The organism is Ruegeria sp. CL7 (genome assembly GCF_056536445.1).
On the sequence record NZ_JBQFPQ010000008.1, the window covers coordinates 163,354 to 173,096 of the forward strand.

The 9,743-nt window shown below is 51.5% G+C and carries 8 protein-coding genes; 3 read left to right on the top strand and 5 right to left on the bottom strand.

Annotation, left to right across the window (positions count from 1 at the left end):
- The first annotated feature begins 187 nt into the window (after positions 1–187).
- Together ACR0LI_RS17470 and ACR0LI_RS17475 are read left to right on the top strand one after the other, a co-directional pair.
- Positions 188–1,423 carry an adenylate/guanylate cyclase domain-containing protein gene (locus ACR0LI_RS17470; RefSeq protein WP_480718942.1) on the top strand — a complete coding sequence of 412 codons (1,236 nt, stop codon included), beginning with the start codon at positions 188–190 and terminating at the stop codon, positions 1,421–1,423.
- Positions 1,424–1,860: 437 nt separating this feature from the next.
- Positions 1,861–2,310: a DUF411 domain-containing protein gene (locus ACR0LI_RS17475; protein ID WP_480718943.1), complete on the top strand. Its 450-nt coding sequence runs from the start codon at positions 1,861–1,863 to the stop codon at positions 2,308–2,310.
- 72 nt (positions 2,311–2,382) lie between these two features.
- Here the strand turns inward: ACR0LI_RS17475 and ACR0LI_RS17480 are convergent, their stop codons facing one another.
- The 3 genes from ACR0LI_RS17480 to ACR0LI_RS17490 form a co-directional block, all read right to left on the bottom strand.
- Positions 2,383–3,030 carry a Spy/CpxP family protein refolding chaperone gene (locus ACR0LI_RS17480; RefSeq protein ID WP_480492638.1) on the bottom strand — a complete coding sequence of 216 codons (648 nt, stop codon included), beginning with the start codon at positions 3,028–3,030 and terminating at the stop codon, positions 2,383–2,385.
- 74 nt (positions 3,031–3,104) lie between these two features.
- Positions 3,105–3,593: a RidA family protein gene (locus ACR0LI_RS17485; RefSeq protein ID WP_480456286.1), complete on the bottom strand. Its 489-nt coding sequence runs from the start codon at positions 3,591–3,593 to the stop codon at positions 3,105–3,107.
- A gap of 266 nt (positions 3,594–3,859) precedes the next feature.
- Positions 3,860–4,687: a sulfotransferase domain-containing protein gene (locus ACR0LI_RS17490; RefSeq protein WP_480718944.1), complete on the bottom strand. Its 828-nt coding sequence runs from the start codon at positions 4,685–4,687 to the stop codon at positions 3,860–3,862.
- A 458-nt stretch (positions 4,688–5,145) separates the two neighbouring features.
- On the opposite strand from ACR0LI_RS17490, the gene ACR0LI_RS17495 reads away from it, so the two are divergent.
- Entirely contained in the window at positions 5,146–6,870 is a 1,725-nt protein-coding gene (locus ACR0LI_RS17495) for an adenylate/guanylate cyclase domain-containing protein (RefSeq protein ID WP_480621667.1), read from the top strand.
- Between the two features lie 521 nt (positions 6,871–7,391).
- On the opposite strand, the gene ACR0LI_RS17500 is transcribed toward ACR0LI_RS17495, so the two are convergent.
- Together ACR0LI_RS17500 and ACR0LI_RS17505 are read right to left on the bottom strand one after the other, a co-directional pair.
- A complete protein-coding gene (locus tag ACR0LI_RS17500) occupies positions 7,392–8,441 on the bottom strand; it encodes a GFA family protein (RefSeq protein ID WP_170546192.1) in 1,050 nt (349 codons plus the stop codon).
- Between the two features lie 182 nt (positions 8,442–8,623).
- Positions 8,624–9,577 carry an ornithine cyclodeaminase family protein gene (locus ACR0LI_RS17505; RefSeq protein WP_480492634.1) on the bottom strand — a complete coding sequence of 318 codons (954 nt, stop codon included), beginning with the start codon at positions 9,575–9,577 and terminating at the stop codon, positions 8,624–8,626.
- Positions 9,578–9,743 lie beyond the last annotated feature (166 nt).

Below are 9,743 nucleotides of genomic sequence, written 5' to 3' on the forward strand. Positions count from 1 at the left end.
GCACACCTTACATCGCCAGTAATTCCCGATGAATTGCGACCATCGCCCAGGTGTCGCGCATGCAGCACGCAACAAGATCAGCATATACCTTAGGGCTGCAAGCGCAGTGGGAGAATTGAATTTGATGTGTCCTTGAAGTGAATTAGACTACGAGCCAACTGTTCAGATAGCTCACTAAGAGGACATCATGGCAGCTCCTTTAGTCCAAAACTGGGAACTGACTGCCGCCATCCAGGACATAGCAGATTGGCTGGTTCAACAGGGCTTAGAGAATGCGCCTGTGGAGCTCTGGCTTGAAGCATTCTGCAACCGTCTTGTTTCGGCAGGAATTCCGCTTCAAAGAGCAAACATCACTGTTCGCGCTCATCATCCCGAGATTGGGACTGTCGCTTTTCGCTGGCACAGGGATGGCGGTCATGAGCGAGAGAACTTTGTCCGAAGAACGGATGCGCCTGAGGAATACGTTCTAAGTCCAATTTATTATCTTTTGGCAAACAACGTTGAAGAGATCAGACAAGATCTTACAGTCGAAGAACCCGCGCTCAACTTTCCGATCTTCGACGAACTTCGCGAGCGCGGTGCAACTGACTACTTTGCTGTCAAACGGTTCTTCCTTGTTCAGGACAATGCTACGCCTGTTAACCCGATGCAGGCCGAAGAAGGTGCTATTATTTCGTTGGCAACCGACGCGAGCGGGGGCTTCACAAGCCAGCAACTTGACGGTTTGCGTCAACTGATATCTCCACTTTGCCTGACGCTGAAATGTGGGGCAAACCGGCTGATGGCTGAAGACATAACCGCCGCGTACTTGGGAAAAGACGCCAGTAGGCGCGTTCTTTCCGGGGACATCACCCGAGGTTCATCGGAAACTATCTCAGCGGTGATTTGGTATTTTGACCTGCAAGGATTTACCAAATTGTCAGAGGCGCTTCCGGGGAACTCAATCATAGAATTGCTAAACGACTACTTCGCCGAAGCTGTTGACGTAGTCGAACGCAATGGCGGTAATGTTCTAAAATTCATGGGGGATGGAATGCTTGCCATCTTCGATATTAATCAAGTCCCGAACGCTCGCCGCGTCGCAATTCACGCGGCAACGGAGTTGCGAGATACTTTTGAGGAACTCAACCAACGACGGCAAGCTGATGGTTTGCCAACGACCGGCTTCACTCTCTCGTTGCACGCAGGCGATGTTCTTTACGGCAATATTGGCGGTAGGTCTCGCTTGGATTTCACAGTGGTCGGCCCAGCGGTAAATACAACTTCGCGCATTTTAGGCATGTGCAGCGCTCTTGATCAGAACATTGTGGTTTCCGATAAGGTGGCGGGCGACTTGGTGGGCTCCATTCCAAGTCTTGTTTCCCTGGGGCAATACAGATTGCGCGGTGTTGCTGAAAGACAGGAGCTGTTCACGATAGACTAACTGCCGCTATTTGGAAGCCGCCGCAATGGGGTGTTGACCTGCGTCAAAGCAAAGGTAGCCGGATTGCTACTAGGTTGGTTTGCACATGGAACAGAACTGTTGGATCAAGCACCCGCGCAGAGCGGCATTCTTGGTCATAGTGATTGCATTGTCAGGCTGCACGGGCAGGCACCACCAAGGCAATTGGCATGGCCACGGCTTAGAAGGTTGCTATGGACCTCACCACGACGTTGATCGCGAGGTCCATTGCCGAACGCTCGAGTGAACTTGAGCCATACGCGATGCAACCCACAAAACGTTTGGCGACCAGTGTTATTTGGATTGAGATTCAGATCTTGTATCGAAACTGCCCGTTTGATGCTCAGTCCGGTAACATTGAAAAGTTTGGCCTTGGCACAATATCTTTGTAGTCCCATGAGGAAGCGGAGAAGAGACCAATGAAACGACGCGAATTTCTATTAGCGGGTACAGCAGCAGTGTTGGCTACTCCTTCCGTCGGACAAGAAGCCCCATTCATTAAAGTCTACAAGACGCCAACCTGCGGCTGTTGTTCCGCGTGGGTAGATCACCTGATCTCCGCAGGATTTCGCGCCGATACGCTAGACATGGAACAGGAGCAGCTGTGGTCGCTTAAAGAACAAATGAAAATCCCAGATGAGCTTTCCAGTTGCCACACTGCAATTATTGGGGACTATTTTGTCGAAGGTCATGTCCCGGCAGTAGATATCTATCGACTTTTGTCCGAACATCCTGAAGGCCTCGGCCTAACAGTTCCAGGCATGCCGATGGGTTCACCCGGCATGGATTTTTCAGACGAACGAGAACCTTATGAAACCTTGCTCGTTGGTCTGGATGGAACAACTAGTGTGTTTGCTCGACATAGCTGAGAGATTGGATGAAGGGCAATCAGATTTCCCAGCTCCATGTCCAACATTAGTTTGCGCTGATTTCAAAAGGATTCAGCTGCAACCGTTGTGTTTTTTCCACATGGTTGGGTCGTGGCCTTCGGGCACATTGGAGCACGGGTCGTTCTCATACCCTCTTAGAATGCTGTATTGCTGGATTTGATCTGCGCTCAACAGCGGTGTTGTTTGCAGGTGCCGGGACAGATGAACCAGTCGTAATTCGGCCCTCGCCGTTTCTGCCGCTTTAACAAGTTTGTTTAACTCGGCTAAGTCAAGCTGGTCACCGGCAAACGCTTCACTTAACGCCGCTTCGGCCTCAATAAACCGCTCGCCTGCGACGATTGCCTGTTTGCGCATTTCAGAATGGATCGTGCCAATTCTTTCCACCTGATCCTTCGAAAGTCCAAGTTCATCTTGCAATTCGAGCAAGTGTGCTGGGCCTGGTTTGCCATTCAGCTCCGCTGGTAAAGCAAAACCCCAACCTCCGCCGCGCCGCAGCTCTTCTAGATCGGTCTCAGATAAGCTTTTGATGGTCCTGGATTGCAGACCGGCGTATGGCGTGATTTCAGCGTCGTGAGTGTGACTTTGCGCGAGTGCTAATTGAGAATATTGGATCGTACAAAGCGCCGTTACAATCAGAAACTTAGGCATAAACTTAATCATGAAGTCTCCTTTCTGGCTCACCCAAATGCCTTCTTCCATACAGTACTTCTGCCCGGCGCAGCGACATTCCTGCTCCTTTTTGACCAGTAGGTCGTTCCGGATTTACGTGTATTCTAGGCCGTTGAGACAATAACCTCTGCTTCGATTTCAATTGGGAAGTTGATTGGTAGGCCTGCCACCCCGACCGCCGTACGTGAATGGCGGCCAATCTCTTCTCCAAAGACGTCAATGATCAAATCCGTGAAACCGTTGAGAACCGCAGGCGTATCGCTGAAGCCAGATTTGCAATTTATCATCCCATGAACTCGGCACCACCCCGTTATTCGGTTTAGACTGCCAAGTTCGCGCTTTAGACTGCCGAGAATAGAAAGCCCGACTTTGCGTGCTGAGGCGTAGCCCTCTTCCACAGACACATTTTCTCCGACTGCTCCAAATGGCGCGGCCGGAGTACCGTCTATTTCTTGTGGTCCATGACCAGATACGAACGCCCGGTCGCCCCGAACGTTAATCCACGGAAATGGCAACACCATACCAACAGGCAATTTTAGCGGCGCAGGTAAAATGATGTTGTGGTCTAACAATCGCTGTTCAGCGTCGATCATGGTACTCTCCCTCGCAGCACTTGCATGGATCTTACCATAAACCATGCCCAAAGTCGGTCTCGACCACCAAACTTTGCAAGGTCCGCTTCGTCCACATTTGAGTCATCTGGCGAAACCGCGGCGAACGGCTGTTGTTGGTTAGGGCAAACCCTGGCCGCGTTCGCGGGCATGAATGACCGCTCATCGTGGTTACGGGTCATCCGGCAAAAAGTCTCAGATGGCCGAGACGGTCCCGAAGCGGCAATCTTAACTAAGAAAGTGAGGTCCTAAGCAGGAAGCTCTCCGCCAGACTGAAGCCATCGCGCGTCGACTTCCGGAAGCAACTCTGCAAGACGTTTGTGAAACGCAAGAAGGTCTTCGTCTGAAAGCTTGCCCTCCCACTTGCGACTGCTTGCGCTATCGAAGAAGGCTGACGGGTCTTTAAAGGTTGTGGACCGTTGTGTTTCTTCCTTAGCACTCGCGCGTGCATTGGCTTGCATGTTCTCGAACTGCATACTTTCCGCAATTGCGGCCAGCATTTCATCGCCAATTTTCAAACCAAGTACGGAAGCGAGCTTTCTAGTATGAGAGAGCAAATCGCGCCGCATATCGGCGTAATGGAAAATGTGTATGTTGGGATGTTGGATGTTTGACTTGAAGGACTTGAAGTGATGAACGATGGCCTCAAGGGTGATCCCATCGGCCATCTCCTCTCGAACGGTCTCACCAAGAAAAAGGGCGAATGAAGCTGTCGGCTCATCCGGGAACCTGTCTTGGATCAGGTCTTCCTTCAGGTTTGCCACATGTCGGCGCATCGAAAAATGTGCGTCGATTGGGTGTCTGAACACCGCGATGTAGGTGCAATCTGGACCGAAAGGAATGCCGTCAAAAGGCGTATGGGTCTTGATGCATCTTCTGTGGCTTTGAGCTTCGAACATTCGAGCTATGGGGAGTTGATCTCGAAACGCCGGGTCGAGCCAAACCGACAGGTCATCCATGACCTTGTCCATACCTGGCTTTTCAAACAAGAGCGACAGCACAAGGGCTTGCGTCCATGTTGTTCCGCACTTTGGCGGTGTTGCAACAATCACATCTCCTTGGCGCAGCGCGAACATGTCCCAAATCCGATTGTCGGTGAGACGTGTTCTGTACTCGAATGCCTTCCTTGAAGACGCCCGTATCGTCATTCTGATTTCCGCCAATGGACCCTTAATGAAACGATAGCAAGCATGCGGCGCTGAACCTAGAATTTTGATGGCACCCGAGTAGGAAGGCCTTTCAAAGTGCCAAGCGAAAACCTTGCATTCGCGGCTAGAAGCTCGTTTTGCCCTCAAGGCAGTCATACGCGGCACCTTGCTCCAGTGCCTGTGCTGCGGTGTAAAGTCGAAATTACAAAGTTCGGTTTTTCGAGGTCCGCTTCTGCCTAATTTACCCAAAAGCAAAAAGCTTGCGTGTCGTTATTCGGTCACTGATGTTCATTGAATATTGATCGCGATTTATGCGCGAAACCCCTAATATCCCTTTGACACTCCTTCACAATGGATACGCGGGAGGATTTTGTTTGGAGCGGTACTTGGCTGCCATACTCGTGGCTGATGTTGTTGGCTATAGCGCGCTTGTCAGTGCTAACGAGGAAGCCGCATTGCACACATATAGGGGCCACTTTAGGGCGCTGGAGCCGCATGTCGGCCTGAATGGCGGACGCCTATTCAAAAGAACCGGTGACGGTTTTCTTGCAGAGTTTTCCTCGGTTGTAGATGCGCTGGCATGTGCGGAAACGATGCAACGTCAGATGGCTGAGCGGAACGGGGCGCGCGGGCAAAGTCCGGAAATGCAATTCCGTATGGGAATTCACGCGGGCGATGTTTTTGATGACGACGGTGATGTTCTTGGTGACGGCGTCAACATCGCGGCCCGGCTGGAAAGCCTTGCTCCTCCCGGAGGGATCATCGTTTCAGGTCGGGTTTACGAAGACCTTGTGGGTAAGGTGGATGTATCGTTCACCGAATTGGGGCCGCAATATCTGAAGAATATCACACGCCCTGTAACTGCTTACTCGGTACAAACAGCATTTGCTACTGAATCCCCGATAATTCAATCTCGCCCAGACAAGCCTTCGGTGGCCGTATTGGCGTTTGACAATCTGTCGCCTGACGCTGAACAGGATTACTTTGCAGAAGGTATAGCCGAAGATATAATCACCAGCTTGTCCAGAGTGCCCTGGATATTCGTGGTCGCCCGAAACTCCTCTTTTTCTTACAAAGGGCTTTCGGTTGATGTGCGTCGTATCGGCCGAGAGCTTGGTGTCCGCTATATATTGGAAGGGTCCGTTCGCGGCGCTGGTGACCGGTTGCGTGTCACGGGTCAGCTGATTGATGCGGAAACCGGGTCTCATGTTTGGGCGGATCGATACGATGGCAAGCTCGATGATGTTTTTGAGCTTCAGGACCAGATTACCGAGGCTGTCGTTGCTTCGATTGCGCCAGGTATCCGACAAGCTGAAATAGACCGTGCTGCTCACAAGCGCCCTGACACCCTTGGAGCCTATGATCACTTCCTACGTGCGCAGTCCTTGATCTACAGGTTCAATTTCACTGAAGCAGACGACCATTTGTCAAAAGCTCTTTCACTCTCAAGTGAGTACCCATTGGCAAGCGCTCTTCGAGGCTGGATCCGCACTTTGCTATGGAACCCGGATACGCGTCCAAACGAGGCCCGATTTGATTGCGCAATTCAGCTGGCACATGAGGCTCTGGCGGCATCACATCTTGACCTAGAGGCGCAAGCATATGCCGGTTACGTACTCGCGTTTCTGTCGGAGGATACAGAGTACGGTTTGTCACTTGTGGATCAAGTCGTCGAGAGAAGCCCAAATTGCGTTTCAGCCTGGGGATCCAGTTGCGTACTGCATGGCCTGATGGGTGAAGCGCAGGTGGCACAAGCTCATGCCAGGGAGGCGCTCCGACTTAACCCGAATGACCCACTAAACTACCGGGTCCACATGGGTATCAGCCTGTCGCAAATCGCGGAAGGGAACTGGCGCGATCTAAGAGAAACTGCCCAAAAAATGCGTGCATTTCATAATACTGTGACTGTCTTTCGCCTGAACGAACTTGTGGCGGAAATGGCTCTCGGCAATGGGAGCCGAGCTAGAGAGCTCGCAGGTATTCATATGTCGCGGGAACCCGATTTTAGCGTTTCAATGTTCCGGCATATGCGCGCTCGTATCTCTATCGCAAAACCAGAAATCTATGACGCCTACTATAAAATGCTGGCAGCCGCAGGCATTCCTGATTGACGACACCAGTTGTAGACCAGCGGCAAGTCATAGCAAGTGTGCAACATGTGGAAACATATTTTTTGCCGCTGGAAGAATGCCCAATTTGGTCTGCGAACAGTCGTTGAAGTGAATAGCGGCGAGCGGCAATCGAACCTTCGCGGCGCTCGGCGTGAACGATTGCTCTGCGGACAAAGCTACCATTGCCACGTTAGGTCAGATTAATAGGTTTGCAGTTTCATGCTCTAATCAGAACAGATGCCCATTTACCTTCAAGGAAAGTTTCGAGATGGAGGTGCTGTCGCATATTAGAACTGTTGACCGCCGCGACATGGCTTCAATGGAAGTCAAGCCGATCAGTAGATCGTGAGCCGGGGACACTGGAAATCTAGAAAAAACGACCGACCGATCTGGTCTACGAGCGTTCGGTCGTTGTGCAGCCGCACTAACGTCGAATGGGCGCCCGCATTGGGCTCGATGTTGTCATTTTCTCAAACGCTAGGAATGCTCTCTTTGCGGATAAAGCAGAAATCGCTCGATCACTAAAAAACATCAGGCGGCTTAGCCAAAGGTCCCCAAGTTTCAGGGTCTGGTAGACCGACACTTGACCATGCTTCTTGCAAAACTCTGGAGTCTGAAGATCTTGTCCGCGGCAAATCATCCAAAATATCAAACCAAGGCATTTTGCTTTCTATTCCGGAGTGGACTGAAGGAGCAAAGTTTTCCGGTTGGTCGAGGCTCGAAGTATGCAGGACCAGATAGGCCGTTTCTCGTGGCTTTACGAGCTTATAAGTTAGGCTTGCCCCGCATCTGGCACAAAAGCCACGATTTGCTATCGGCGTAGTTGCGAAGTATCGAGGTTCCTCGGTGAGAAATCGAACAGCAGAAGCGGGAAAAGCCGCCCATGCATTAACTGCTGAACCAGAAAATTTTCTGCAACAACTACAATGGCAATACCCGGTGCTTATGGCAGGCGCGTTTATTTCATACCGTACTAACCCACAGATGCAGCCACCAGTTATTAAGGTTTTGGCCAATTCATCTTCATCAAAATCCAGAAAACCTCCCTCTTCTCCGGGTTCTGAAACGGTCATGTAGACATGTATTGGACTATCAGTTCTCTTGAGTCTTTTGTGACCGCAATCCGCCAGCGGAAGATCTATCTTGCCCGCTATTTGCGCCATTACTTCTCCTGAAACCGCGATTCCACCTGGTTCCGCTATTGCTTCAAGCCGTGCCGCAGTATTTACGCCGTCTCCGAGAATATCGTCGCCGTGTACAACGACATCACCGAGAGAAACGCCGACGCGTAAGATGAGAGGGTCGTCACTGTTCGACCGGCGTGCTTCGCGTGCGCAGGCTCTTTGAATGTTAATTGCACAATTGACCGCCTCAAAGACACTCGAGAACTCAGCCAAAAACCCATCGCCAGTAGACTTAAAAACACGACCCCGGTTTGCTTCCACCTGCATGCCGATGATTTCACGTTCTAGTCGAACCAACTTAGCTAATGTTCCGCTTTCATCGCGTGATACCAATCCCGCGAAACCGACTATATCGGTGGCCAGAATGGCCGCTAACTTGCGTTCCATCTCCGTTGCTCCGAGCCAACAATCTCCAATTGATGCCTGCTTACTTTAACATAAAATCGGTCGCAGCGAGCCACGGTGGCTGAGGTGTTAATTTCCAGCTTTCAAAGACCGTTCGGGGCTGCGAGCGGTCAATCATGCTCATCGCAGAAAATGGCAGCGCTGAGCCCAAAGCCGAAAGTTTCCTACTTTTGCCGAGCTCGTACCTCGGCGGCCCGACGAACTGCGAGTACCGCTGTTGCGTAATCTCCCAAAGAAATCCCTCTGAAAGCGAATGCAGCCGGTTTCTTGCTTAAAGTGGTATCGACTGCTCCCGAGACAATTTCCGTCAAGTCCCCTGTTACCCGCTGATATGGCAGCATTGGTTTGTCGCTTTCAGATTCCTGTTTTCGGTCGTCAACAATAACAGTTTTGAAAGCGGTCATACCCTCTGGAAGCCACGGAATGCAGGCATCTGTAATGGCGGCGAAGGCAGTCGGCTTTAGCCATCGGGCATCCAGAAAAGGTTCGATGGAATAGTCCAAAGTTATTGATGTCACTACCAGATCGGCATCACGCAAGGCGTCCTTGGCACTGGTGGCTGTTTGGGCCTCGAGGTCTATGTCCCGAGCCCGGCGACAAAGCTTGTCGACATTCGCTTTGCCACGTCCGAACACACGAATGCTTTTCAAGGGGAAAACTTCGGAGAACGCAAGCAAATGGGAGTGAGCTTGCACGCCGGCCCCAACAAAAGCCACTGTCTCAGCATTGGGATCAGCAAGTCGACGCGCGGCGACGACTGACAGCGCCGCTGTTCTAACAGACGTTACCCAATTTGCCCCTAAGACTGCCCGGAGAACCCCGGTTTGCCCGTCCATTACCATGATAGCGCCGTTAATCGCAGGGAGCCCTTTTGCCGGATTGTTCGGACACACCGTTACCTGTTTGGTCACGATGAACCCATCATCTCCTACTGCCAAGGTCGACATTGCGTACCGTCCATCCCCGGGCAAAATGGCTGTCTTAGGGGACGTATGAAGCTGCTTACTTGCCTTGGCTATCAGCGCAGATTCAATCGCGTCGGCAACTTCCGAAGGTTGGATCCCTAAACCTTCCAAGTCTTCGTCAGAAAGATAAGTTATTTTGCTTTCAGAAGTCATGTTGGCGCCGCTCCGCTTTGCAACCCGGCTTCCCGATTAGGCTATCAAATTGCATGTTAACATAAGCTTTGGGTGTCTAGGGTCAGGACTCATAACCAATAAATGACGGTTGCGGCGAGGGCGATGGCGGAGAGGAAGACCTTCGGGCATCTGTCGTATCTGGTCG

What these genes read in the sequence shown, in the direction of transcription:
- ACR0LI_RS17470 (WP_480718942.1), top strand. Translation starts at nt 188, where the DNA reads ATGGCAGCTCCTTTAGTCCAAAACTGGGAACTGACTGCCGCCATCCAG.
- ACR0LI_RS17475 (WP_480718943.1), top strand. Translation starts at nt 1,861, where the DNA reads ATGAAACGACGCGAATTTCTATTAGCGGGTACAGCAGCAGTGTTGGCT.
- ACR0LI_RS17480 (WP_480492638.1), bottom strand. Translation starts at nt 3,030, where the DNA reads ATGGAAGAAGGCATTTGGGTGAGCCAGAAAGGAGACTTCATGATTAAG.
- ACR0LI_RS17485 (WP_480456286.1), bottom strand. Translation starts at nt 3,593, where the DNA reads ATGATCGACGCTGAACAGCGATTGTTAGACCACAACATCATTTTACCT.
- ACR0LI_RS17490 (WP_480718944.1), bottom strand. Translation starts at nt 4,687, where the DNA reads ATGTTCGCGCTGCGCCAAGGAGATGTGATTGTTGCAACACCGCCAAAG.
- ACR0LI_RS17500 (WP_170546192.1), bottom strand. Translation starts at nt 8,441, where the DNA reads ATGGAACGCAAGTTAGCGGCCATTCTGGCCACCGATATAGTCGGTTTC.
- ACR0LI_RS17505 (WP_480492634.1), bottom strand. Translation starts at nt 9,577, where the DNA reads ATGACTTCTGAAAGCAAAATAACTTATCTTTCTGACGAAGACTTGGAA.